Origin of the sequence: Rhizobium pisi (genome assembly GCF_003938655.1) — a bacterium.
GTDB lineage: Bacteria > Pseudomonadota > Alphaproteobacteria > Rhizobiales > Rhizobiaceae > Rhizobium > Rhizobium pisi.
In genome coordinates, this window is the sequence record NZ_RJJT01000005.1 from 92,159 (window position 1) to 116,168 (window position 24,010).

At 61.4% G+C, this 24,010-nt stretch carries 21 protein-coding genes and 1 pseudogene; 17 read left to right on the top strand and 5 right to left on the bottom strand.

Annotation, left to right across the window (positions count from 1 at the left end):
- The first annotated feature begins 3 nt into the window (after positions 1 to 3).
- The 9 genes and pseudogenes from bglB to EFD55_RS34280 form a co-directional block, all read left to right on the top strand.
- Positions 4 to 1,098, top strand: coding sequence for a beta-galactosidase BglB (gene bglB / locus EFD55_RS08410; RefSeq protein ID WP_125844251.1), 1,095 nt, complete (start codon positions 4 to 6; stop codon positions 1,096 to 1,098).
- Complete coding sequence (pglB, locus tag EFD55_RS08415) at positions 1,095 to 2,459, top strand: polygalacturonase PglB (protein WP_125844253.1); 1,365 nt, start codon at positions 1,095 to 1,097, stop codon at positions 2,457 to 2,459. The genes bglB and pglB overlap by 4 nt, the downstream gene beginning before the upstream one ends.
- A complete protein-coding gene (locus EFD55_RS08420) occupies positions 2,447 to 3,553 on the top strand; it encodes an ABC transporter ATP-binding protein (RefSeq protein ID WP_125844255.1) in 1,107 nt (368 codons plus the stop codon). The genes pglB and EFD55_RS08420 overlap by 13 nt, the downstream gene beginning before the upstream one ends.
- A 2-nt stretch (positions 3,554 to 3,555) precedes the next feature.
- On the top strand, positions 3,556 to 4,542 hold the full coding sequence (locus EFD55_RS08425) for a carbohydrate ABC transporter permease (RefSeq protein ID WP_125844257.1): 987 nt from the start codon (positions 3,556 to 3,558) through the stop codon (positions 4,540 to 4,542).
- A 1-nt stretch (position 4,543) separates the two neighbouring features.
- Positions 4,544 to 5,590 (top strand): carbohydrate ABC transporter permease, encoded by a 1,047-nt coding sequence (locus EFD55_RS08430; RefSeq protein ID WP_125844259.1) that lies wholly within the window; start codon positions 4,544 to 4,546, stop codon positions 5,588 to 5,590.
- A 152-nt stretch (positions 5,591 to 5,742) separates the two neighbouring features.
- The gene (locus EFD55_RS08435; protein WP_125844261.1) at positions 5,743 to 5,964 is read left to right on the top strand and encodes a hypothetical protein; all 222 of its coding nucleotides are present in this window, start codon (positions 5,743 to 5,745) and stop codon (positions 5,962 to 5,964) included.
- 229 nt (positions 5,965 to 6,193) lie between these two features.
- The gene (locus EFD55_RS08440; RefSeq protein ID WP_245438427.1) at positions 6,194 to 6,334 is read left to right on the top strand and encodes a hypothetical protein; all 141 of its coding nucleotides are present in this window, start codon (positions 6,194 to 6,196) and stop codon (positions 6,332 to 6,334) included.
- A 14-nt stretch (positions 6,335 to 6,348) separates the two neighbouring features.
- Positions 6,349 to 6,657, top strand: coding sequence for an excisionase family DNA-binding protein (locus EFD55_RS08445; RefSeq protein ID WP_148102903.1), 309 nt, complete (start codon positions 6,349 to 6,351; stop codon positions 6,655 to 6,657).
- A 193-nt stretch (positions 6,658 to 6,850) separates the two neighbouring features.
- A pseudogene (locus EFD55_RS34280) lies at positions 6,851 to 6,979 on the top strand (PIN domain-containing protein); the annotation flags it as partial.
- Positions 6,980 to 7,234: 255 nt separating this feature from the next.
- Here the strand turns inward: EFD55_RS34280 and EFD55_RS08455 are convergent.
- Both EFD55_RS08455 and EFD55_RS08460 read right to left on the bottom strand, forming a co-directional pair.
- Positions 7,235 to 8,272 carry a LacI family DNA-binding transcriptional regulator gene (locus tag EFD55_RS08455; protein ID WP_125844266.1) on the bottom strand — a complete coding sequence of 346 codons (1,038 nt, stop codon included), beginning with the start codon at positions 8,270 to 8,272 and terminating at the stop codon, positions 7,235 to 7,237.
- Positions 8,273 to 8,739: 467 nt separating this feature from the next.
- Complete coding sequence (locus EFD55_RS08460) at positions 8,740 to 9,372, bottom strand: TetR/AcrR family transcriptional regulator (RefSeq protein WP_125844268.1); 633 nt, start codon at positions 9,370 to 9,372, stop codon at positions 8,740 to 8,742.
- Between the two features lie 111 nt (positions 9,373 to 9,483).
- On the opposite strand from EFD55_RS08460, the gene EFD55_RS08465 reads away from it, so the two are divergent.
- The 5 genes from EFD55_RS08465 to EFD55_RS08485 all read left to right on the top strand — a co-directional run bounded on the left by EFD55_RS08465 (position 9,484) and on the right by EFD55_RS08485 (position 17,603).
- Complete coding sequence (locus EFD55_RS08465) at positions 9,484 to 10,557, top strand: efflux RND transporter periplasmic adaptor subunit (protein ID WP_125844270.1); 1,074 nt, start codon at positions 9,484 to 9,486, stop codon at positions 10,555 to 10,557.
- Positions 10,554 to 11,639 (top strand): efflux RND transporter periplasmic adaptor subunit, encoded by a 1,086-nt coding sequence (locus EFD55_RS08470; protein ID WP_125844272.1) that lies wholly within the window; start codon positions 10,554 to 10,556, stop codon positions 11,637 to 11,639. The genes EFD55_RS08465 and EFD55_RS08470 overlap by 4 nt, the downstream gene beginning before the upstream one ends.
- Complete coding sequence (locus tag EFD55_RS08475; protein ID WP_125844274.1) at positions 11,636 to 14,707, top strand: efflux RND transporter permease subunit; 3,072 nt, start codon at positions 11,636 to 11,638, stop codon at positions 14,705 to 14,707. The genes EFD55_RS08470 and EFD55_RS08475 overlap by 4 nt, the downstream gene beginning before the upstream one ends.
- Positions 14,708 to 14,886: 179 nt before the next feature.
- On the top strand, positions 14,887 to 16,038 hold the full coding sequence (locus EFD55_RS08480; protein ID WP_125844276.1) for an alpha/beta hydrolase: 1,152 nt from the start codon (positions 14,887 to 14,889) through the stop codon (positions 16,036 to 16,038).
- A 113-nt stretch (positions 16,039 to 16,151) separates the two neighbouring features.
- Positions 16,152 to 17,603 carry an NCS1 family nucleobase:cation symporter-1 gene (locus EFD55_RS08485; protein WP_125844278.1) on the top strand — a complete coding sequence of 484 codons (1,452 nt, stop codon included), beginning with the start codon at positions 16,152 to 16,154 and terminating at the stop codon, positions 17,601 to 17,603.
- Between the two features lie 74 nt (positions 17,604 to 17,677).
- Here the strand turns inward: EFD55_RS08485 and EFD55_RS08490 are convergent, their stop codons facing one another.
- Positions 17,678 to 19,561 (bottom strand): HAMP domain-containing methyl-accepting chemotaxis protein, encoded by a 1,884-nt coding sequence (locus tag EFD55_RS08490; protein WP_125844280.1) that lies wholly within the window; start codon positions 19,559 to 19,561, stop codon positions 17,678 to 17,680.
- A 268-nt stretch (positions 19,562 to 19,829) separates the two neighbouring features.
- Here EFD55_RS08490 and EFD55_RS08495 point away from each other — a divergent pair, with 268 nt between their 5' ends.
- From EFD55_RS08495 to corA, 3 genes are all read left to right on the top strand, one after another.
- Positions 19,830 to 20,114 (top strand): type II toxin-antitoxin system TacA family antitoxin, encoded by a 285-nt coding sequence (locus EFD55_RS08495; protein ID WP_125844282.1) that lies wholly within the window; start codon positions 19,830 to 19,832, stop codon positions 20,112 to 20,114.
- A gap of 207 nt (positions 20,115 to 20,321) precedes the next feature.
- A complete protein-coding gene (locus EFD55_RS34285) occupies positions 20,322 to 20,627 on the top strand; it encodes a GNAT family N-acetyltransferase (protein ID WP_376774097.1) in 306 nt (101 codons plus the stop codon).
- A 200-nt stretch (positions 20,628 to 20,827) separates the two neighbouring features.
- The gene (gene corA / locus EFD55_RS08505) at positions 20,828 to 21,874 is read left to right on the top strand and encodes a magnesium/cobalt transporter CorA (protein WP_125844284.1); all 1,047 of its coding nucleotides are present in this window, start codon (positions 20,828 to 20,830) and stop codon (positions 21,872 to 21,874) included.
- Here corA and EFD55_RS08510 read toward each other — a convergent pair whose 3' ends face one another.
- A complete protein-coding gene (locus EFD55_RS08510) occupies positions 21,875 to 22,648 on the bottom strand; it encodes a phosphotransferase enzyme family protein (RefSeq protein WP_125844286.1) in 774 nt (257 codons plus the stop codon).
- A 27-nt stretch (positions 22,649 to 22,675) separates the two neighbouring features.
- Positions 22,676 to 23,551: an MBL fold metallo-hydrolase gene (locus EFD55_RS08515; protein WP_125844288.1), complete on the bottom strand. Its 876-nt coding sequence runs from the start codon at positions 23,549 to 23,551 to the stop codon at positions 22,676 to 22,678.
- Positions 23,552 to 24,010 lie beyond the last annotated feature (459 nt).

Consider the following 24,010-nt stretch of genomic DNA (forward strand, 5'->3'; position numbering starts at 1 on the left):
AGCATGAACACAACATCTGTCGATAACGCCGCCCTCCTGACGACGATCGATCGCGTGGCGACAGCTTTCAGCCGGCTCAGAGGCATCAAGGAAGGTCTGGTGACGGACAGTGCCGCATCCGGAATCCAGTTCGACGAATGGGACTGGGAAGTCGGTGTCGGCCTTTACGGATTCTTGCGCCGCGCGATTTCCGCCAACGACCAGAAGGCGCTGCAGGAGCTCGTCGCCTGGTACAGCGGCCAGATCGAACGCGGCCTTCCGCCGCGCCAGATCAACAGCACGGCGCCGATGCTGCCGCTTGCCATCCTCGTCCAACATGTCGACCGCCCCGATTTCCGCGCCCTCGTCGAGGATTGGGCCGAATGGCTCGTCAAGGAATTGCCGAAGACCGAAGACGGCGGCTTTCAGCACGTCGTCAAGGAGCGCCTCAACGACGGCGAATTGTGGGACGACACGCTGTTCATGGCCTGTCTGTTCCTCGCCCAGGCCGGCGTGCTCTGCGAGCGCAGCGAATGGATCGATGAGGCCGTCTACCAGTTCATGATCCACACCCGCTACCTCTCCGATCCGGTGAGCGGCCTCTGGTATCACGGCTGGACCTTCAACGGCCGGCACAATTTCGCCAATGCCTTCTGGGCGCGCGGCAATGCCTGGATCACCGTCGCGATCCCCGAACTCTTCGACCTCGTTCCGACGCTCGGCGAGAAGGACCGCCGTTTCCTGTCGAACGTTCTCGTCAGCCAGGTGCGTTCACTAAAGGCCTGCCAGCGGCCGGACGGCATGTTCACGACGCTTCTGGACGATCCGTCCTCGCCGCTGGAAACCTCTGCTACCGCAGGCATCGCCTATGGCATGTTGCGCGCCATCGATGCCGGCATTCTCGACAAGAGCGACAAGGTCTATGCGGATCGCGCGTTTGCGGCGGTGCTGGCTGAGATCGACGAGGAAGGCGTCGTCCATGGCGTTTCGGACGGCACGCCGATGGGCCATGACCTCGATTTCTACCGGCGCATCCCGAACCTGCCGACACCTTACGGCCAGGCCCTGACCATGCTGCTCTTGACGGAAGTCCTTATCGAGAGCGGCCGTCGCTCATGAGTGCGATCTCCCTCGTCGCGATTGAGGCACTCGACGGCGACAATACCGACCGCCTGCAGGCGGCGATCGACGGCCTTTCGGCGTCCGGCGGCGGGCGCCTCGAGCTCCTCGCCGGCATCCACGTCTGCCGGGGGCTCCGGCTGCGCTCCGGCGTCGAGCTGCATCTTTGCGCCGGCGCGATCCTGCGTCCCGTTCCAGACTATGCGGCTTACGCGCATACGCGCGTTTCGGTGATCGCGGAAAAATCGGATCGCGGCATGATCGTGGCGAGGGATGCGCGGCGGATCAGTCTGACGGGGGAAGGGCGCATCGAAGCCGGCTGCGACAGCTTCATCACGGGAGACGACGAGACGGTGGGAACCTTCATCCCGGCCGAATTCCGCCCCCGCGTCGTCGTCTTCGAAGGCTGCGACGAGGTCGAGATCAGGTCCATCCATATCAGCCGCTCGCCGATGTGGACGCTGCACTTCGTCAACTGCACCGATGTCGCGGTCCGCAATGTCACCATCGAAAACGACCGCCGCCTTCCCAATACGGATGGCATCGTGCTCGACGCCTGCCGCGGCGCCGTCATCGAGGATTGCAGCATATCGACGGCCGATGACGGCGTCTGCCTGAAGACGAGCATCGGCCCGGAAGGCGTCGCCATCGGGCGATGCGAGAACATTCTTGTCCGCCGATGTGCCGTTCAGAGCTTGAGCTGCGCGCTGAAGATCGGCACGGAAACGCATGGCGACGTCACCAACGTCGTGTTCGAGGATTGCAGCGTCTCGTCCTCCAACAGGGCGCTCGGCATCTTCTCTCGCGATGGCGGGCGGATATCGAACGTAAGGTTTTCGAGAATTGTCGTGGAGTGCCGCGAAACGCTTGATGGTTTCTGGGGCTCGGGGGAGGCGCTGACCGTCAATGTCGTCGACCGCGTCGCCGAACGGCCCGCTGGCGCCATCGAAAATCTCATCGTCGAGGACGTGACCGGGCGCATGGAGGGGGCAATCACCGTCATCGCCGCCGCGCCCGCCGGCATCCACAACATATGGCTGAGGCGCATCCGTTTGGACCAGCAGCCCGGGCAGCTTGGTACCGCGCAGAGCTACGACCTGCGCCCGACCAACGCCGACCTCGCTCCGAAGGCCGATGGCGGCGGCCGCGCCAATGCCTGGACCCGCGGCGCGGACGGGCGGGTGATCGGCCTTGAGCGCTATCCGGGAGGAATGCCGGCCGTCTACGTGGCTGACGTCACCGGCATCTTGATGAACGAGGTGCGGATCACGAGGCCGACACCGTTGCCGCAAGGCTGGAACGAAATCGACGTCGTCTTCGAAACGGCGGCACCTGATGGGAGTGGGGAATGGCAGAACTGAAACTTTCCACCGTCAACAAGGCGTACGGCACGGTCAAGGTCCTGCATGACGTCGAACTCGACATCAAGGACGGTGAATTCGTCGTTTTCGTCGGCCCGTCGGGATGCGGCAAGTCGACCCTGCTGCGCGTCATCGCCGGCCTCGAAGAGGTCACGGCGGGCACGATCGCGATCGGCGGCAGGGACGTCAGCGCGCTCTCGCCCGCCGAGCGCAAGATCGCCATGGTCTTCCAGTCCTACGCGCTCTATCCGCATATGAGCGTGCGCAAGAACCTCGCCTTCGGCCTTGAAAATCTGAAGTTCAAGCGCGCAGAGATCGAGGCGCGGATCGCCGAAGCGGCGAGGATGCTGGCGATCGAACCCTATCTCGACCGGCGCCCGAAGCAGCTTTCGGGCGGCCAGCGCCAGCGCGTGGCGATCGGCCGGGCGATCGTGCGCGAACCCGATATTTTCCTCTTCGATGAGCCGCTGTCGAACCTTGATGCGGCGCTGCGCGTCCAGACCCGCGCCGAGATCACCAAGCTCCATCGCGAGATCAAGACGACGATGATCTATGTCACGCACGACCAGGTCGAAGCGATGACCATGGCCGACAAGATCGTCGTGCTGCGTGCCGGGCGGGTCGAGCAGGTCGGTGCGCCGCTCGATCTGTTCGACAATCCGCGCAACCTCTTCGTCGCCGGCTTCCTCGGCTCGCCGCGCATGAACATCCTCAAGGGCAAGGTCGCTGCCATCACGGAAAGCGGCATCGCCGTCGATGTCGCCGACGGCGGCAGGATCGTCAGCGATGTCGACCCCGCCGGCATTGCCGTCGGGCAGGAGGTTCTCGCCGGCATAAGGCCAGCCCATTTCTCGCGGTCCAGCGGACAGGGCCTGCCGTTCGTCGTCCAGTATCATGAAGGCCTGGGCACCGAGACCTATGTCTACGGCAATCTCGAGGGACAGGATGAGCAGATCATCATCCACGAGGCAGGTCATTTCGCACCTCAGCAGGGCGACCGGCTGCTGATCGACGCCGATCCGGCGCGTATTCATCTGTTCGATCCCAAAACCGAACTTGCTTTTGCCCGTCGATCTGGACAGGGGAGGCGCTGACCATGGCGGCTGGTGCATTGGTCTCCCAGGCGGGCGAAACGGCGATGAGGGTGGTCGAGGCTCCGATGAATGCGTTCGAGCGCGTCTTCGGCCGCAAACGCATGCCTTGGCTGTTCCTGGCGCCGAACCTCGTTCTGTTCGCCATCTTCACATTCCTGCCGATTGCGATCGCGGTCGGTTACGCCTTCACCGGCGGCACGAATCTTTTCGTCTCGGAGCGGCCCTTCGTCGGCTTCGACAATTTCCGCGCCCTGCTTTCCTGCGGCAATTACCTGCAGCCCGGCACCTGCCAGGAATCGCTGTTCTGGACCGCCGTCTGGAACACGCTCTGGTTCGTCGCCTGCAATGTCGTCGCCACATTGCTGGTGGCGCTGATCACGGCGCTGATCCTCAACCGGGCGATCTTTGCGCGCGGCTTCTTCCGGGCGATGTTCTTCTATCCGGTTCTGCTGTCGCCCGTTGTCATCGGCCTGATCTGGAAGTGGTTCCTTGATCGCAATGGGCTGCTGAACGCCTTCTTCCAGATGCTCGGCGTCCCGCCTGAAATTTTCCTGCTCGACGTCGGCTGGTCGCGCTTCTTCGTGGTCGTGGTGTCGGTCTGGTTCCACATGGGCTTTTACACCCTCATCCTGCTCGCCGGTCTGCAGGCGATACCCAAGGAACTCTATGAGGCCGCCTCCATCGACGCCGCTTCGCCGCGTCGTACGCTGTTCAGGATCACGCTTCCCCTCCTTGCTCCGAACCTGCTCGTCGTCTTCATCCTGCTGATGATCAAGTCCGTGCAGATCTTCGACGAGGCCTGGGTTCTGACGAACGGCGGCGGCCCGGGCACGGCCAACAGCTTCATCGTCCAATACATTTACCAGATGGCATTCAGCAGCGATCTTCGCCTCTTCGGGCTTGCCTCCGCCGCATCGGTTCTCATGGGGCTAGTGCTTCTGGTTCTCACCCTCATACAGCTGCGCTTGGGCAAGCGAATGGAGTCCTGAGATGAACCCGATCAGCTTTCTCTCGCGCACGCGCCGGGCCGGACGCATCGATATCACCGACATATTGTCCTGGGTCTGGCTGGTCGGCGGAACGCTCGCCGTGCTCGTTCCCGTCGTCTGGGCGGGGCTCTCTTCGCTGAAGCCGGCCGCTGAGATCACCCGCTTTCCGCCGACGCTGCTTCCCCGCGCCGCCGTGGAGCAGACCGTGCCCGGCTACGACAAGCCGCTCAGCCTCTGGCAGGTGACGGTCGACGGCAAGTCACGCGAAATGGCCATGATCCGGCGCATCGGCCTCAAGGCCCAGATGGTCGATCCGGCAAATCCGGGCCAGCCCGTCAGCGTCGACGTCAAGGAGATCAGCCCCGTGCAGCGGCTGACCATGGCGACCGAGAACTACACCGATCCGCTGACGCGCTTCAACTTCCTGACGTTCCTGAGGAATTCGGTGTTCGTCACCGTGGTTGCGACGCTTCTGACGCTTGTTGTCAATGCCATGGCGGCCTTTGCGCTGTCGAAATACAAATTTCGCGGCGACACCACGGTCTTCGTTATCATCATTTCGACCCTGATGATCCCGCTCGCCGTCGTCATGGTGCCGGCCTATCTCGTCATCGTCGGGGTCGGGCTTGCCGACAATCTCTGGGGCGTCATTCTGCCGACGATCGCTTCCCCGACGGCCGTCTTCCTGCTGCGGCAATATATGCTGACGATACCCGACGAGCTGATAGAAGCGGCGCGCGTCGATGCGGCGAGCGAATTCTGCATCTTCTGGCGCATCATCCTGCCGCTGACGGCGCCCGCTCTCGCGGTTCTCGCGATCTTTTCGGTGCTCTGGCGGTGGAACGACTTCCTCTGGCCGCTTATCGTCCTCAACAGCCGCGAGAATTTCACCCTGCAGGTCGGCCTCAACGCCTTCCAGGGCGAGTTCTCGGTGCAGTGGCATTATATCCTGGCAATGACCTTCCTCAGCCTGCTGCCGGTCACCGTCGTGTTCCTGTTCCTGCAGAAGTACATCACGACGGGTATTGCCGGAACAGGCATGAAGTGAACGAGGTCGGCGTATAGACCCCGGGCGTTGAGAAGCCCTCCTGGCAAGCCGTAGAACCGCATTCCACGTCTGATTGCGCAACTGAAGCGCGCCGCATCGAACCCATGCGGCGCGCTTCTGCGTTTAGCGGCGGCTATACGAATCGAGCACGCATGTCCGATTTCCGCATAATAGGGAGTGCGTCACCGGCCTCCATCGATTTCAACGATGCCGTCCGGCAGCTTCAGCAGAGGCTGCGGGCAGTGGCACAATCGACCGGTCAGATCGATAGCGGGACCCGCGAGATCGCCGTCGCACTCCGCAAGACCGCCTCGGCCATGGCTGCGCCGGCGCGTAGCGCCAGCGGCCCGTCTCGCTCGGCAATCCGGGCGTGAGAGAGAAAGAATGGCGGAAAGGCCCCGACCTTTCCGCTACGAAGAGGAGCGGTTCAGGCTCGATCGCCTGAGCCGCTTATATCGTTCTAGGACTGCCTTTCACGCTGTTTCGCATGTGCGTTTGTTTCATTTGTTTCGGTTGTTTCGAATAAATGGTGACACTCGACGACGAGAATGCTTGTTTATGACCTACCTAAGTGTCTGCCCGCAAATGCCACAGGAGATGAAAATGCATGCACTCATGGACCAGACGCATGAGCCGTTTGTCGCCGATGAGGCGGAATCGGTTATTGCGCGCAAGGCTGCAGATAAACTCAAAGCCGTCGCAGAGGCGAATGAAGACGGTGCAGATCACGCTCGACGGCACTGAAGACAAGAAGATCATTGTCCCGCTTCCGGCGGGCCGTCGGGCTGATCTATGAGGTTTTGGAGGCGATGGCCAATCGGACGCCGATGTCCTTGATCCCCTATGATGCGGAACTGACCACGCAACAAGCCGCGGACTATCTCAACGTGTCCCGTCCGCATCTGGTACGTCAACTCGAAGCCAACAGACTTCCCTATCGAAAGGTCGGCAGCCATCGTCGCGTGAGGTTTGCAGATCTCATCGAATATGAACGCGCCTGCAAGCAGGAACAGAAGAATGCTCTAGGTGAGTTGAACGCCGAGGCGAGAAGACTAGGGCTCGAATGATTTCAACCTTTACGGCTTTCTTTGACGCCAACGTCTTCTATGGCGCAAGGCTGCGAAGCCTAGTGCTGCATCTTGCCCAGTCCAAGCTCTTCAGGGCGCGCTGGTGGATGCCGTGCACGATGAATGGGTGGCAAATCTCATCAAGAACCGTCCCGACCTGAGGCCGGAAAATCTTGTCCGCACCCGGCAGCTCATGAATGCGGCAGTTCCCGATTGTCTTGTCGAGGCCTATGAGCCTTTGATGGAGGGATTGAGGCTTCCTGATCCCGATGACCGACACGTTCTTGCTGCGGCGATATCCACGCGCGCTGATGTGATCGTGACCTTCAATCAGAGTGATTTTCGGGCTGAAATCATAGCGCCTCTACGCCTGCATACGAAGCATCCGGACGATTTTCTCGTGGAAGCGTTCAGCCTATCGCCCGGTGATTTTGTTGATGCAGTGCGCCAAGACTTTTCTCACTATGTCGAGCCCAGGCTCACATACGCTGATTATCGCGGCTTTGGCAAAGGCGGGAGTTCCGAAAATCACAAAGCCTTTGGCGCCCTTCGAGATATTGATGTCCTCCGATCTGCGTTAACGCGGTGGCGCGATGCTGCCGCGCAGGACAAGGTGGCAGCCGAGTTCCAGGCGGTGGGCCGGGCGTTGCGGGTCGTTGGCGATCAGCCGCTGTTCGATGAGGGCGAGCGCTGCGGCGCCGAGGCGGTCGGTCGGCACGCTGACGGTCGAAAGCGGCGGGCGGCTGAATTCGCCGGGGACGATGTCGTCGAAGCCGAGGACCGAGATCGCTTCGGGCACTCGTATGTTGCGGTCGGCAAGGGCCTTCAGGCAGCCGAGCGCCAGGTTGTCGGCGGCGCAGAAGACGGCGGTGGCGCCTTTCATCGTGGGGTCGCGGTCGAGCAGGGCGGAGATGGCGGCCTCGCCATGTTTCGGCTCGTATCCCTCGGCTTCCACGATCAAGTCTTTGGGTAGGGGAAGCTGGGCGGCGAAATAGGCGTCGGAAAAGCCGTCATAGCGACGCTGGATCGTCGTGCGGCCCTTCCAGGTCAGGTGCAGGATGCGGCGATGGCCGAGTCCCAGCAGATGCTCGATGCCGAGCCGCGCTCCGAAGCGGTTTTCGGGCGTCACCGTATCGACCAGCATGGCCGGATCCTCGCCGTTGACGATGACGACGGGCATATCTGATGAGGCGAGGCTGCGGATGAGTTCCGGCTGATCGTCGTTCAACACCACGATGCCGTCGGCGCGCTCGGAAAGGGCTATCTGCCTGACCTGAGTCCCATCGATACGCCGGCCGGTGCTGACATAAGGCACGATCCTGATGCCGCGGCGCTCACATTCCTTGCGAAGACCGTTGAGGATCGTCCAGCTCACCAGGTTGAGATCGCTCTCCGGCGCGGCGTCATCGGGAATGGCGAGAAGCAGGACGCGCAGCGTCGCAATCGTCGCTTTCTTTCGGCGGCGTTCGAGGTAGCCGAGGCGTTTGGCCGAATCCAGAACCCTTTCGCGCACTTCAACTGTCAGCGGTGCGGTTCCGTTTAGCGCATGCGAGGCCGTGCTCAGCGATACATCAGCGTCGCGCGCGACATCCTTGAGATTGACTTTGCGTTCCACGTTATTCCGTCGCGAATTCAGGTCGTGCCTTCGAAGGCATAAGCTAACTCGATGTTTTCACATAAAGACTTCAGAAAAGCTACGTGCGTTGCTCGGTATTTTACTCTTTCGGCGAAATGGGCCGCAGCGCTGTCGCAAAAGGAGCCCCGCAGGGCGACTAAGGGAGCGGCGGCGTCTGCATATGCTCTGCAGAAATGCTGGGCGAAATTATCGGGAATTCGCTCCCTTAAAAACCTCCCTGCCACTGAATATGAATAGATTCAATATGTTAAGAGTGACAAAGAGGTTTCTAAGGAGACCAAACATTTTAAAAAATGGGTGCCGCAAAGATCCGCAGTCGATGTTTTGCGCATTCTTAAAAATGTTGGGCCTCCTTAAAAACGTCCTTCCAAACCTCCTTGGCGCAAAAATCGGCCGCCTCGCGTGGTGGCGCTTCGATGATCGACGGCGGGTGAAGCCATCGACGGTCAGCGAGGCTTGGCGAGCAGGCCGTTGAACAGGAGATCAAAATAGGTCCGCAGGAAGGCCTCCCTGTTGGGAGTGGGCACCCGGCGGTCGTCGAATATTAGCCGCAGAACCGTCGTCGTCAGGATGGGTGCGACCACGATGTCGGAGAATTCCACCGGAACGGCGCGAAACTCGCCTGTTGCAACCCCTTCCAGAATGAGAGCATCGATTTTGACGATGATTGGCTCAATGAACTGATCGTGGTGGCGGTCGATCAGGTCGGGGAACCGATGTCCTTCCGCAATGACGAACCGTGTCAGTTCGCGGGTCGTGCGATCCTCGGCGATTTGGTCGTAGAGCAGGCCGAGAATGGAAATCAGCCTGTCGGTGGCGCTGCCGCTGAGACTCTCGGTGATTGCCAGCAGTTGCTGAAACGGCACGGAGAAGTGGTTGATCATGGCTTCGAAAAGCGCTTCCTTGGTCTCGAAATAGACGTAGACGGTGCCCTTGGTGACGCCGACCCTGTCGGCAATGTCCTCGACGCGCGTGCCGGCGAAGCCGCATCTGACGAATTCCTCGAAGGCGGCATCGAGAATCTGGATAGGCCGCAGCGCCTTCTGTTCTGCGCGTGTGAGCTTCTTCTGAGCTGCCATTTTTCTCGCTTCCCTTCTCGTGTGCGCCCTCATTTCCTGCGGCACAAAGTTTCATTGACTAATGCGTCAGTCAATTATATATGAGCTGCCGTTGAGAGCAAGAGGTCAACTATGAGAACCATTCTGGTCGCCACAACGATCCTATGCGCCGTCGGCCTGGGATCATGCAGCGATGCCGGCGGGCCGGCCGAGCCCACCCAGCGGCAGGTCGCCGTCGTCGTCGCCAAGCCCGAGCCGCTGGTTCAGGGCGGCGCGATCACCGGGGAGGTCCGCGCCCGTGTCCAGACCGACCTGTCCTTCCGCGTCAGCGGCAAGATCACCGAGCGGCTGGTGGAGGTCGGGCAGTCCGTGAAGGCGGGGCAGCTGCTCGCGCGCATCGATCCCGAAGAGCAGAAGGCCGACCTGGATGTGGCGGCGGCCAATCTGCAGTCGGCTGAAGCGCAGCAGACCCAGGCGCAGCTTGCATTCGACCGCCAGCAGAGCCTGTTTCGAACGCAGGTGACGACGCGCGCCGCGCTCGACCAGGCACAGGAAGCGCTTCTGACCGCGCAGGCCTCGACGAAATCGGCGCAGGCGCTCTTCGAAACCGCCCAGGATACGCTGTCCTACACGGAGCTGAAGGCGGATGCCGACGGCGTGATCACCGCCCGCAATGCCGAGGCCGGGCAGGTGGCGCAGGCAGCGCAGGTCGTCTTCACCCTTGCCCATGACGGCGACCGGGATGCCGTCTTCGAAGTTGTGGAAAGCGCGTTCCTGCGCCCGATCGATGGCGACGGCACGGTCAACCTGCTGTCGGACCCCTCGCAGAAAATCACGGCGAAGGTTCGTGAGATTTCACCGACGATCGACGCCTCCACCGGAACCATCCGGGTCAAGGTTGCGATATCGAGCGACGCCCCCATTCCGCTTGGCGCTCCCGTGGTCGGCAGGTTCCGCTACCTCTCGCAGGACGTCATCCAGCTTCCCTGGTCGGCAATGACCTCCAAGGAGGGCAAGCCCGCCGTCTGGATCGTCGATCCCGCATCGTCCGCAGTTTCGGTCAAGGCGATCGATGTCGCCGGTTATGAGACCGGCAGCTTCATCGTGAAGTCGGGCGTGTCGGCAGGGGATGTCGTGGTGACCGACGGGACCAAGTTTCTCAGGCCCGGTGAAAACGTGTCTTATGTCAAGGAAGCTTCCAAGTGAGTATTCGACCCAAGATAATCGCACTGATGATGGGTACGGCCCTGATCTCCTCCTGCACCAAGCAGGAAGAAAGCAAGGAGGAGGCGCCCCGTCCCGTGCTGTCTGTGACAGTCAAGCAGACGCCCGCGACCAGACTCGGGCTGACCGGCACGATCGAACCGACGATCGAGACCGAGCTCGGCTTCCGGATTCTCGGGCGGATGATCGCCCGCAACGTCAATGTCGGGGATATCGTCAAGCGGGGTGATGTCGTTGCCGCCATCGATCCGGTGGCACTGGAGCTTGCCGTGCGCAGCGCCCAGTCCGATGTGGAAAACAGCGACGCCCAGCTCAGGAACGCGGTGACCACGGAGCAGCGCCAGCGCGCGCTCCTGGAATCGCGCTCCGGTACGGAAGCCTCGCTCGAAGAGGCCGAGCAGGCGAGGCGGACGGCCGCGGCCGCCGTCGCCAAGGCGCAGGCCAACCTCGACAAGGCCAAGGAGCAGCTTGGCTATGCGCAGCTTCAGGCAGAATTCGACGGCGTGGTGACGGCAACCTCGGCCGAAGTCGGGCAGGTCGTGTCGGCCGGCCAGACGGTCGTGACCATTGCCCGGCCGGACAAGCGCGACGCCGTGGTCGACGTGCCCCAGGCCGCCGCCCCGAAACTGAAGATCGGCGCCCCCTTCGACGTGACGCTGCAGCTCGATCCAACGATCCGCACTTCGGGGATCGTGCGCGAGATCGCGCCGGAGGCGGAAACCGCCACCCGCACGAGCAGGACCAAGATCGCGCTGACCGACCCGCCTGAAGCCTTCAGGCTCGGTTCTGTCATCACCGCCTCTGCAACCATCGCAGCAGATCCCGAGATCATGCTGCCGTCTTCCGCCATCCTTGCCGGCAGCGACGGTCCGAGCGTCTGGATCGTCGACGCACCGGCCAGGAAAGTATCGCTGCGCCGCGTGAAGATCGACGGCGATGTCGTCGACGGCGGCTCCGTCCGCGTCACCGAAGGGCTCTCCCCCGGAGAAAGGGTGGTCGTGGCAGGCGTGCATAAACTTGAAGATGGCCAGGCCATCCGGATCGACCAGGAGATTAGCCAGTGAAGTCCTTTAATCTCTCCGACTGGGCGCTCGAACACCGTTCGCTCGTCTGGTACTTCATGATCGTCTTCATTCTCGCCGGCACTTTCTCCTACCTGAACCTCGGCCGCGAGGAAGACCCGAACTTCACCATCAAGACGATGGTGATCACCGCCCAGTGGCCCGGCGCCTCCGCCGAGGAGGTGACGCGGCAGGTGACCGACAGGATCGAGAAGAAGCTTCAGGAACTGGAATCGCTCGACTACACCAAGAGCCAGACCGTTGCAGGCCAGACCACCGTCTTCGTCGAGCTGCTGCCAACAACCAAGGCGAAAGATGTGGCGCCGACCTGGTTGCGCATTCGCAACATGATCGCCGACATCAAGGGCGATTTTCCAAGCGGGGTCGTCGGTCCCTTCTTCAACGACCGCTTCGGCGACGTCTTCGGAAATATCTATGCCTTCACCAGCGACGGGCTGACCCAGCGGCAGCTTCGCGATCTCGTCGAAAACGCCCGTTCGGAGGTTCTGACCGTGCCCAATGTCGGCAAGGTCGATGTGATGGGCGCCCAGGACGAGGCGATCTATCTCGAATTCTCCACGCGCCAGATCGCAGCGCTCGGCATCGACCAGCAGTCCGTGATCCAGACCCTGCAGGCCCAGAATGCCGTCACGCAATCCGGCTTCGTCGATGCCGGGCCGGAGCGCATCGCATTGCGGGTGAGCGGACAGTTCACCTCCGAGGAGAGCCTCAGGTCGATCAACCTTCGCATCAATGATCGCTTCTTCCCGCTGAGCGACGTCGCCACGATCAAGCGCGGCTACGTGGATCCGCCGTCGTCGCTGTTCCGCTACGACGGCCAGCCTGCGATCGGGCTCGCGATCGGCATGAAGCAGGGCGCCAACCTGCTGGAGTTCGGCGAGGCGCTCGACGCCCGGATGAAACAGGTCGTTGGCGATCTTCCGATCGGCGTGGATGTCCACCGCGTCTCCGATCAGCCTGCCGTCGTCGACGAAGCGGTTTCGGGCTTCACCCGCGCGCTCTTCGAAGCGATCGTCATCGTGCTCGTCATCAGCTTCATCAGCCTCGGCCTTCGCGCCGGCATGGTGGTGGCGATCTCCATTCCCCTCGTGCTGGCAATCACCTTCGTGGTGATGGAATATTCCGGCATTTCGCTTCAGCGCATCTCGCTCGGCGCGCTTATCATCGCGCTCGGGCTGCTCGTCGACGACGCCATGATCGCCGTCGAGATGATGGTGGCCCGCCTGGAGGCGGGCGACGATCTGAGAAAGGCCGCCACCCACGTTTATACGTCGACGGCTTTTCCGATGCTGACGGGAACGCTCGTCACTGTCGCCGGCTTCATCCCGGTCGGTCTCAACAGCAGCGCCGCCGGCGAATTCACCTTCACGCTTTTCGTGGTCATCGCGGTTTCGCTGGTGGTTTCCTGGATCGTCGCGGTGCTCTTCACGCCGCTTCTCGGCGTCACCATCCTGCCGAAAACCATGAAGTCGCATCACGAGAAGAAGGGCCGCTTCGCCGCCGTCTTCTCCTGGCTTCTGGGGCTGGCGATGCGCTGGCGCTGGGTCACCATCGTGCTGACGGTCGGCGTCTTCGCCCTTTCTGTCGGCGGCATGGGGCTGGTGCAGCAGCAGTTCTTCCCGAACTCGGACAGGACCGAGCTCGTCATCGACTGGAACCTGCCCCACAACAGCTCGATCGCCGAGACCAACAGGCAGATGGCCAGGTTCGAAAAGGAAATGCTGGCCGGCAACAAGGATATCGATCACTGGACGACCTATGTCGGCCAGGGCGCGCCGCGCTTCATCCTGTCCTTCGACGTGCAGACGCCCGATGTCACCTTCGGACAGACGATCATCGTCACGAAAGGGCTCGACGTGCGCGACAAGGTGCGGGCGCAGCTGCAGGATTACCTGACGAAAACCTTCCCCGGCACCGACGCCTTCGTGAAGCTTCTCGACATCGGCCCGCCGGTGGGAAAGCCGGTCCAGTACCGGATCAGCGGCCCCGATATTCAGAAGGTTCGTGATATCTCCCAGCAATTTGCCGGCGTCGTCGGTTCGCATCCGCTGCTGTCGAACATGGTGCTGGATTGGAACGAGCCGTCCCGCGTGGTGAAGGTCGATGTCCTGCAGGACAAGGCGCGCCAGCTCGGCGTTTCCTCCGAGGACATCGCAACCGCGCTCAACGGCATCGTCGAAGGCTCGACGGCGACGCAGATCCGCGACGACATCTACCTGGTCAATGTCATCGGGCGGGCCAGCGCATCCGAGCGCGACTCCGTCCAGACGCTGCAGAATTTGCAGCTCTCCACCTCCAACGGCAAGGTGGTGCCTCTCTCGGCCGTGGCGAATTTCCGCTACGAGCTCGAGCAGCCGACGATCTGGCGGCGCGACCGGCAACCCACCATCACGCTCAAGGCAGCCGTCATCGGTTCGACGCAGCCCGCCACGATCGTCGACCAGCTGAAGCCGAAAGTTGAAGAGTTCGAGAAGAACCTTCCTGTCGGATACAAGGTGGAAGTGGGCGGCGCGGTCGAATCCAGCGCCGAGGCTCAGGGACCGATCGCCGCTGTCGCTCCGCTGATGCTCTTTACGATGGCGACGATCCTGATGATCCAGCTGCAGAGCTTCAGCCGCCTCTTCCTGGTCTTCGCGGTCGCGCCGACGGCACTCATCGGCGTGGTCGCGGCACTGTTGCTGAGCAATGCTCCCATGGGCTTCGTCGCGATCCTCGGCGTGCTGGCGCTCATCGGCATCCTGATCCGCAACTCCGTCATCCTGGTCGTACAGATCGAGCATCTGCGCGCCGAGGGCATGGCGCCGTGGCAGGCGGTCATCGAGGCGACCGAACACCGCATGCGGCCGATCATGCTGACGGCGGCGGCCGCCACGCTCGCGCTGATCCCGATCTCGCGCGAGATCTTCTGGGGGCCGATGGCCTACGCCATGATGGGCGGCATCGTTGTCGGAACCGCGCTCACCCTGCTGTTCCTGCCGGCGCTCTACGTCGCGTGGTTCAGGATCCCGAGGGATGAAGGTGTTCCGGCAGAAGCTGCGGCAGAGGCATGAGGAACAGGCCTTGTCGGCCATCGCCTACGGCCGCCCCGCGGCCGCTGCAACACGGGCCGCGACGAAATGGGTGGGATGGCGTAGGCGATGCCGTCCCACACCGGAGCTGGAGTGACATGCCGGAAAACGAAATGGGCCGATGCGCCCGGGAGCCCTTGGTCCCCAGGGGGAACGGATCGATGACGAAAGAACGCCCCCGGCAGCTGAAGGCAGTTCCTGCTATCATCTTCGCGATCGGCCTGGCGATGCTGACGGGTTGCACCACGAGACCATCGCCTGAAGTCCTCAAGCCCGTTCATCTGAGCGCGCCGGTTGGTTCCGAAGCGGCCCCGGACAGGGTGAGCGTGCTCGTTGCGACCAACAGAACTCCCGACACTGTGCGGGGCGGCTTCGGCGGCACGTGGGCCGAGAAGCTGACCTATGAGGAGTACGCGTTTTCGGTTCCTCCCGGCAGGAAGGATACCGCCATCACATATCCGACGACGAAGCCGGATCCGGAACGGCAATTTGCCGTCGTCGAGCGCAAGCAGCTGCCGAAGGACGTTTTCGTGCAGCAGGCGCTCGCCTCCGTGCAGGCGGACGGCACCATCGGCATCTTCGTGCATGGCTACAATTACAGTTATCAGGAGGCGCTCTATCGCACCGCCCAGATCGCCGCGGACGCCAACATACAGGGCGCGCCGATCCTGTTTTCCTGGCCTTCGGCCGCATCCGTCACCGGATATGTCGCCGATCGCGATGCAGCACTTTTCTCCCGCAGCGAACTCAATTCCCTCGTCACATCGCTCTCCGCTTCAGGCAAGGTAAAGCGCATCATCCTGTTCGGGCACAGCATGGGCGGGTTCCTGGTGATGGAGACGGTGCGCCAGCTCAAGCTGCAGCACCGCGACGATGTCGTCGGAAAGCTGGTTGTGGTGCTTGCCGCCCCCGATATAGACGTCGATGTCTTCCGGTCCCAGCTGGCGGATATCGGCCAGATGCCGGTCCCGATCTCCCTTCTCGTTTCCAAAGACGACGGGGCGCTCGTCGCTTCGAGTTTCATCGCCGAGGAGCGGGCGCGCGTCGGACGGCTCGATGTCGACGATCCCGTCATTCGGGAGGCCGCGTTGAAGGAAAGGGTTCGGGTCATCGACATCACGTCGATCCAGGCGTCCGACGGATTGGGGCACGACCGTTATGCATCACTTGTTAAATTCGGCGCACAGATTGCCAGCTTCGAAAACGGCAAGCGTTCGAGCCCAGGAGATGTCGGCGCCTTCGTCTTCGATGCCGCGGGTGCCGCCATCTCAAGCCCATTCCGTCTGGCCGGGCGCGTCGTTGGTTCGCAATAATCGCCTTCAAAAGAGCATGTGCATAATGTGACTATTAAATTGTCAGATGCATAAATGAAGAGCAGACTTCCGCCTGTGGTCGAATTTGACCATGAGGACATGGGAGGGCATTCATGAGCATACGAAATCCGTCTCCCTCGTTGCATAACGAGGATCTTGCACCCGCCGCGGAGCGCAAATGGGGTGCATTCAGCATCTTCAACGTCTGGACGTCTGACGTCCACAGCCTGTGGGGCTATTATCTGGCGGCGAGCCTGTTCCTGCTCTGCGGCAGCTTCGTGAATTTCGTCATCGCCATCGGTATCGGCTCTCTCGTCATCTTCTTTTTGATGAGCCTGGTCGGCAATGCGGGCGTGCGCACGGGCGTGCCTTTTCCCGTGCTGGCGCGCGCCTCCTTCGGCACGTTCGGCGCCAATGTTCCGGCACTGGTCCGGGCGGTGGTCGCCTGCTTCTGGTACGGGGCGCAGACGGCTGCGGCATCCGGCGCCATCGTCGCCCTGCTGATCCGCAACGAAAGCCTGCTCGCCTTCCACCAGAACAGCCACCTGCTCGGTCATTCGACGCTGGAGGTCATCTGCTATGTCATCGTCTGGGCGCTGCAGCTGCTGATAATCCAGCGCGGGATGGAGACGGTCCGAAAGTTCCAGGATTGGGCAGGGCCGGCCGTTTGGATCATGATGCTGATCCTTGCGGTCTATCTGGTCGTCAAATCAGGCACCTTCTCCTTCGGTTCCGAGATCCCGCGCGACGTGCTGATCGAAAAGACCAAGGATGCCGGCGTGCCGGGCGAGCCTGGTTCCTTTGCCGCGCTTGCCGCCGTCTCCGCCACCTGGATCACCTATTTCGCTGCACTCTACCTGAATTTCTGCGATTTCTCGCGTTACGCGACGAGCGAAAAGGCGCTGCGGAAGGGCAATCTCTGGGGCCTGCCGATCAACCTCCTGGCCTTCTGCCTCGTCGCAGGCGTCACCACCACGGCCGCCTTCACGGTCTATGGCGAGGTCTTGCTGCATCCCGAAATGATATCGGCGAAATTCGAAAGCTGGTTCCTGGCGTTGCTTGCCGCGCTGACATTCGCGATCGCAACGCTCGGCATCAACGTCGTGGCCAACTTCGTGTCGCCGGCCTTCGACTTCGCCAATGTCTTCCCGCGCCAGATCAATTTCAAACGCGGCGGATACATCGCCGCATTGATCGCTCTCGTGCTCTATCCGTTTGCTCCCTGGGAGACGGGTGCGGCGCATTTCGTCAACTTCATCGGATCGACGATGGGACCGATCTTCGGCATCATGATGGTGGACTACTATCTCATCCGGAAGAGCCAGCTGAACGTCGAGGCGCTCTACCATGAGAACGGCGAGTTCCGCTTCCAGAACGGATGGCACGCCAGCGCCTTCATCGCATTTGTGGTGGGTGCACTCTTCTCCTCCATCCTGCCGACCTTCACCAGCATCCTTCCGGACTGGTGGGGCACCTACGGCTGGTTCTTCGGCGTCGGCATCGGCGGAGCGATCTATTTCGTGCTGAGGATGGGCGCCCGGCGCAATCCGGCCTTCGCGTCCTGACAAACGAGAGGCGCCCGGCATTGCCGGGCGCCTTCACATGAGGTTTACGAGTGGCGATTGGTGCAGGCTGCCGTTCAGCGACGCCCGGCAGCCGCATGGATGGCTGTTCGGCCTGCCGGCTGCGCCATCGATCTTGCCGTCGAGCGAAGGGCTGCCGATTGGCTGAAGCCCGCATCGTCGAGCCTGAACTGGGCAACGAGTTCGCGAAGCTTCTGGGCTTCCTGCGCCAGCGAGTCGGATGCCGCCGTCGATTGCTGCACCATATGGGCGTTCTGCTGCGTGGACTGATCCATCCGGTTGACCGCGCCGTTGACTTCGCTGAGACCGATCGACTGCTCCTTCGCCGAGGTTGCGATCGAATCCATGTGCTGGTTGATCTGCGTGATGAAGCCGCCGATTGTCTTGAGCGCCTGGCCGGTATCGCGCACGAGCTTGACGCCGCTTTCCACTTCCTTCGAAGAATTCTGGATCAGCCCCTTGATTTCCTTGGCAGCACTTGCCGAGCGCTGGGCGAGTTCGCGCACCTCCTGGGCGACGACGGCAAAGCCCTTGCCGGCTTCGCCGGCTCTCGCTGCTTCCACGCCGGCATTGAGCGCCAGCAGATTGGTCTGGAATGCGATCTCGTCGATGACGCTGATGATGTTGGAAATCTGCTGCGACGAGGTCTCGATGCGTTCCATCGCCTCTTCGGCATGGGAAACGACGTCAGCGGAGATGACGGCGCTGTGATTTGCCTCGGTGGCGACCTTGCGCGTCTCCTCGGTCCGTTTGGTGGAGTTGGACACGTTCGCGGTGATCTCTTCCAATGCGGCGGCGGTTTCCTCGAGTGAAGCCGCCTGCTGCTCCGTGCGCTTGGAAAGATCGCTTGCACCCGAGGAGATTTCCCGCGTGCCTTCGTCGATCGTGCCGATGCTTTCGGAAATCGCTCTCAGCGTTGCGCCGAGCTGGGTGACGGACTGGTTGAAGTCGTGGCGCAACGCCTCGAAATCGGGTGCGAAGGTCTCGTTGAGCTGGAAGGCGAGATCGCCGTCGGCCAGTCGCTTCAGGCCGGCCGCAAGCCCCGAGGTGGCGATGCGCAGCCGTTCCGAGGCGTCGGCTTCCGCCTGGTTCTGGGCGGCAATACGGTCGGCCTCCGTCCGGCTGCGGCTTGCATCGGCTTCCATTGCCATCCGCTTGTTGGTGATCGCGGCCTGGCGGAAAATCTCCACCGCTTCCGCCATCGATCCGATCTCGTCGGCGCGGCCGGCAAACGGAATTTCCGAAGCGGTGTCCCCTTCGGCGAGCCGCCGCATCGCGGCGGTGATGCCGATGATCGGATTGGCAATGCCCGTCAGCACGAAGAATACCGCACCGAGAACGAGCAATCCGGCAAAGCCGATCGCGGCAAGCAGGTAGAATTCTATGGAGGCGAAGACCGTCTTGCTGAGCTCGGCGGCCTGGTTGCTGCCGCTGACGTTCAATTCGACCAGCGTCGCCGTGGCTTCCTTGAGCTTGTCGGAAAAGGCGCGCATCTCTCCGCCCAGATACTTCCCGGCTTCCTCGGTCTTGTTGGCGCGGGAAAGGACGAGCAGTTGCGCGCTGCTGGCGATGTAGCCTTCCACGCTTTCCTTGATCGTCTTCAGCAGGTCGCGCTCGCGGTCAGACGAGATCAGCGGAATATAGGCGTCCACCGACTTGCGGATCGTGCTCTCGGCGCTGGCGATGGCCTCTTCGCGCGTCTTCTTTTCGGGCTCCGTCTGCGCGATGATGTGATCGCGGTAGGCGAGGCGCAAATTCGTCATGTTGAGATTGATCGTCTGCGAAGCCTGCACGCTCGGCAGCCAACGGGTCGCAATTTCCTCGGTCGAGCCGTTGGTATTGCGAAGGCCGTCGACCGCAAGATAGGCGACAAGACCGAAAAGAAGAGCTATGCCGCTGAAAATCAACAACAAACTCGATTTGATGTTTGGTCGGCGCATAGAAAACCCTCAATCGAAACTCCGGCTTCAGGCCGGATTGATAGGGAGATTTCTACCAAAAAAAATTTAACGATTTGCGCAGGACCTAAAATGCCGTTTACCACCTTGCCGCCAAGCCCAGCGCCTTTTTGCGCAGGGATGTCCAAATGGCGCAAAAACCGTCTATCGATGCATCGTCGTCGATGACAGGAACCGAAATTGACGAAGCGCATTCCGACGTATTGCGTTCCGCGTTACATTTCTCTCCGGATGCCGCATGAGGAAAACCATGGCAAACACTGCTCCCCGCAAGGAAATACCAGTATCGATGCGCTTTCGCGATGATGATCTGGCAGTCGTTGACCGTGGTGCAGCGCTCACCGGTCTTTCACGCACGGAGTTTATGCGACGCGCCGCGGTGCATGAGGCGCAGATGGCGATCCTGAGTGAAAGCGTTATCCGCCTATCTCCGGATGCTTTCGATGCCTTTGTTGCAGCAATCGAAGCTGCGCCCTCTGCACCGCCGCCGAAAGTAGCAGAGCGCTTGCAGCGCAAGGCGCCATGGGAAAACTGACCGGTGGTGCTGTCGAATGTTGGACTTCTCGACGGGCGTCACCGACTTCAGGGGTTCTCTTGCGGCAAGCCGCCACTGGATTCTTGGTTGCAGAACTTTGCAGGGTCGAACCAGCAGCGTGGATTTACCCGCACCTTCGTCGTTTATGACGACGATAGGGTAATCGGCTAATACGGCCTCGCACCAACCGTCATCGAACCCAACATCGTGCCTCGCAAGATCAGGACAGGACGTCCGCATGATCCAATTCCATGCCTCTTGATCGGGCAATTGGCCGTAGATAGCCGCTACAAGGGCCAAGGCATCGGATCGGCGCTCGTGAAGGATGCCTTTCTTCGCTGCGTTGCCGGAGCCGATATCGTCGGTGGGCGGGCCATCGTCGTACGGGCGACCGATGAAGAAGCTGAGCGATTCTGGCAAGATTGGGGCTTTATACCGTCGCGAGATAACGCTTCGATCCTTTATTGTTCGCTGGAGGATATTCGCGCATGGCTTTCAGGTCGCGACGGGTAAAGAAGGAAGCGCTCTACCCTTCGGCTATCGGTTCCCTGCTTTTCCGGGCAGGGGACGGTCAATCGACCGCTCGCGCCGAGACGGATGATTGTTTTACGAAATAGCATTATGATCGGCAAAACGTCCGACCGGCGTTGGTCGCGGATGCATGACTGCGGGAGCCGCGGATATGCGATCCCGTAAACGGGGAGGAGCACAGATTGGAACGGCTGAAGGATCTGGAAAGTGTTCCCGCACGGGAAGGCAGCGCTTCGGCGTCGCCTCGGTTTGAACAACGCCCCGGTGTCGTGGCTGCTGCCGTTTATGAGCATGGGCAGCGCATTCGCGACATCAGGATCGAGGAAGCCGGCGAATGGCGAAACCGGGAGAACGCCGTCGTCTGGATCGGTCTGCACGAGCCGGATGAAATGCTGCTGCACCAGATCCAGGCCGAGTTCAATCTCCATCCACTGGCGATCGAGGACGCGGCGCAGCCCCACCAGCGTCCGAAGCTGGAGATTTATGGGGACGCGATGTTCATCGTCGCCCGGACCGCCCACATGAAGGACGACGAAATCATCTTCGGCGAAACGCATCTCTTCGTCGGCCGCGGTTATGTCGTCTCCGTTCGTCACGGAGAATCCTCCTCCTACCTGGCGGTGAGGCAACGATGCGAGGCGACGCCCGCCGCCCTTGCCCACGGCGAGAACTACATCCTCTATTCGATCCTCGATTTCATCGTCGACAATTACATGCCCGTCATCGAGGTGGTGCAGGAGGAAGTCGAGAAGCTCGAGGATCTGGTGCTGCGCGAACAGCTGGGAAAGTCCGACATCGAGCGGCTTTACCTGTTGCGGCGCAAGCTCCTGCGGCTGCGCAACGCCGTGGTGCCGCTGGTCGATGTCTGCCGGCGATACGAGCACATCGATCTTCCCGGCATGGATCCGACGCTCCAATCGCTGTTTCGCGATGTGACCGATCACGTGCGCCGGGTCCAGGAAGATATCGACGCCTTGCGCGAGGTCCTTGCCTTCGCCTTCGAAGCTAGCGTGATGATCGGACAGACGGAGCAGACGGCGATTGCCCGCAAGCTTGCCGCCTGGGCGGCGATCCTAGCCGTTCCCACCGCGATCGCCGGCATCTATGGCATGAACTTCAGCGATATGCCGGAACTGAAATTCCAGTATGGCTATTTTGTCGTGCTCGGCGTTATCGCCGTGCTGTGCCTTGGCCTTTTCGGCTTTTTCCGCCGCAAGAAGTGGCTTTAATCAGCGCAGTGCATCCAGCAGCCGGTCCCGATGCCTGCCGATATAGGTGATGTCGCCGAGATAAAGCCGGGCGTCCCCGGCATCGACGTCCTCCGTAAAGGTTTCGTCTCCGGCTGCGGCGCTTGCCAGCATGAAATCCACGAGCGCCTGGAGCCGTCCGCGGATCGTCTCGGGAAGATCGCGTCGTTCTTCCGCGGTTGCGCCGTAAGCGGTGCAGAAGATTTGCGCCCGCCGCAACTGTTCGTCGAGGCTGAAGGCCACGCCGGGATTGGCGGGATCGGAGAGAGGCGCCCAGCGATAGACCGCATAGGCGAGATCCCACAGGTGCGGCGCGGGATGGGCGGTGTCGAAATCGATGATCCCGACCGCCTCATCATCTACGGTGGCGATGTTGTAAGGCGCATAGTCGCCGTGGCAGATGATCTCGCGCGGCTCCCGTGGCGGCAGCATCCAGGTCTGGACCTCGTCATCCACTTCCAGAAACCCTTCAGATGCCGAATGAAAATCGCTGAGAAGCCTGGCCGCCGAAATCAGCATGCGCTCCGATCCGACAGAGGGATCGCCAAGGTCTTCGCAGACCCGCCCGGCGACGTAGCTGACGACCTCCTGGCCTTCCCCTGATATCTCGATGGGTTCAGGCGCTCCCTGAAAGCCCGTGCGCCTGAGATGACGCAAGAACCGATGGACCGTCGGCGTCCATGCGCCCGACGGCCTGACGACAGTATCGCCGTTGCGCCAGATCTGCCCGGTTCGTCCGCCCTCCAACTGTTTCACGCCATCGCCCTCCCGCGTGCGATCCCTCTATGTGGATTTCAGCTTTTCGATATGGGCCTGAACCGTGGCGCCAAGGTTCGTCTCATGGCAGTTCCGGTAGAACGTGGCTACATCGTCAGGCATCCTGTCGGCCATGGCGACGAAGTCTTCGAGCCGGAATCCGCTGGCGCTGCCGAGTTGCGGGTCTGCAAGCCGGCTTTCGCTCAGATCGCCGACGCGATCGGCCAGGGCTTCGAAGTAGGCGAGGTTCTCATCCACAGTCGAAGGCGAAGATGTCTGGCCATGTGCGGGGATGACAAGCCTTGCATTGAGGTCGCGGATGCGCGACAGCGAGGAACGGAGCAGGCGAAGATCATCGGCACGTCTGCTCCAGACTTCGGGGACGGGATATTCCACCGCATCGACGGCAAGACAGGTGCGAAGTTCTGGAATCCAGACGGCGACATGGTCGGGCGTGTGTCCCGGAGTATGGATGAGTTCCAGCGTCAGATCGCCGCCGTTCAGAACCATCGAGCCGGAGAAGGTGATGTCGGGACCGATGAGTTCGACATTGCGAAACCGGGAATCCTGGCTCACCTTGTCTTCCAGGACCTGCTGCGTGGAGGGATCACGCAGGCGCTCGAGTGCCGCGGCATGGGCGATGATCGGCGCACGCCCGGCAATGGCGGCATTGCCCCAGAAGTGATCCCAATCCATGTGCGAATTGATGACGATCAATGGCCGAGCATCGATCCCAAGCAGATCGAGCGCCGTCTTGCATTGCTCCGGCGTGCCGAGCGTATCGATCAGGACATTGAACCTCTCCGTCCGAACGAACACGCCGTCCACTTCGTCACCCGCCCTGACGATCACGATCCGCTCGTCAAGTCCGGGATAGGAGCACAATTCCACCGATGGATCCACGTCTGGTTGCCTCTGTTGCAATCGCGGTGATTTCACTCAGATATATGAAGTCTTGCTCGTGTGATGAAGCGCCTAAGACACGCCGAGGCTAATCGTCTCGCGGTGTGAAAGAGAGCTTCCTCTTGCTGTTTTCTGCAATGATCGCAGCTTTGACCTGGTTGAAGAACGCCTCGGGGATGAACCCGTAATCGACGCGACACATCAGGCAGTGGGCGCAGATCATAGCCGGGCCAGATGAAGCGGTTCAGCTGGGTTAGCCGCAGCCAATGCCGTTTGGCATCCAGGCCAAGCGACTTTGCGATTGCAGCCGGCATCTCTAGTGATGCCGATTGGTCGGCCTGGTCAGGTTCCGAGTGGGTGATAGGCACGACAACGACTTGAATGGCCTTCGTATCTTTCACCTTGGTCGCAAGAATGATCGCACAAGGCCTGTCCTTGGAGGCTTCGTATTTTCCCTTG

Excerpts from the sequence above, each read along its gene's own strand:
- bglB (WP_125844251.1), top strand. The coding sequence starts at position 4 with ATGAACACAACATCTGTCGATAACGCCGCCCTCCTGACGACGATCGAT.
- pglB (WP_125844253.1), top strand. The coding sequence starts at position 1,095 with ATGAGTGCGATCTCCCTCGTCGCGATTGAGGCACTCGACGGCGACAAT.
- EFD55_RS08420 (WP_125844255.1), top strand. The coding sequence starts at position 2,447 with ATGGCAGAACTGAAACTTTCCACCGTCAACAAGGCGTACGGCACGGTC.
- EFD55_RS08425 (WP_125844257.1), top strand. The coding sequence starts at position 3,556 with ATGGCGGCTGGTGCATTGGTCTCCCAGGCGGGCGAAACGGCGATGAGG.
- EFD55_RS08430 (WP_125844259.1), top strand. The coding sequence starts at position 4,544 with ATGAACCCGATCAGCTTTCTCTCGCGCACGCGCCGGGCCGGACGCATC.
- EFD55_RS08435 (WP_125844261.1), top strand. The coding sequence starts at position 5,743 with ATGTCCGATTTCCGCATAATAGGGAGTGCGTCACCGGCCTCCATCGAT.
- EFD55_RS08440 (WP_245438427.1), top strand. The coding sequence starts at position 6,194 with ATGCATGCACTCATGGACCAGACGCATGAGCCGTTTGTCGCCGATGAG.
- EFD55_RS08460 (WP_125844268.1), bottom strand. The coding sequence starts at position 9,372 with ATGGCAGCTCAGAAGAAGCTCACACGCGCAGAACAGAAGGCGCTGCGG.
- EFD55_RS08465 (WP_125844270.1), top strand. The coding sequence starts at position 9,484 with ATGAGAACCATTCTGGTCGCCACAACGATCCTATGCGCCGTCGGCCTG.
- EFD55_RS08480 (WP_125844276.1), top strand. The coding sequence starts at position 14,887 with ATGACGAAAGAACGCCCCCGGCAGCTGAAGGCAGTTCCTGCTATCATC.
- EFD55_RS08485 (WP_125844278.1), top strand. The coding sequence starts at position 16,152 with ATGAGCATACGAAATCCGTCTCCCTCGTTGCATAACGAGGATCTTGCA.
- EFD55_RS08490 (WP_125844280.1), bottom strand. The coding sequence starts at position 19,561 with ATGCGCCGACCAAACATCAAATCGAGTTTGTTGTTGATTTTCAGCGGC.
- EFD55_RS08495 (WP_125844282.1), top strand. The coding sequence starts at position 19,830 with ATGGCAAACACTGCTCCCCGCAAGGAAATACCAGTATCGATGCGCTTT.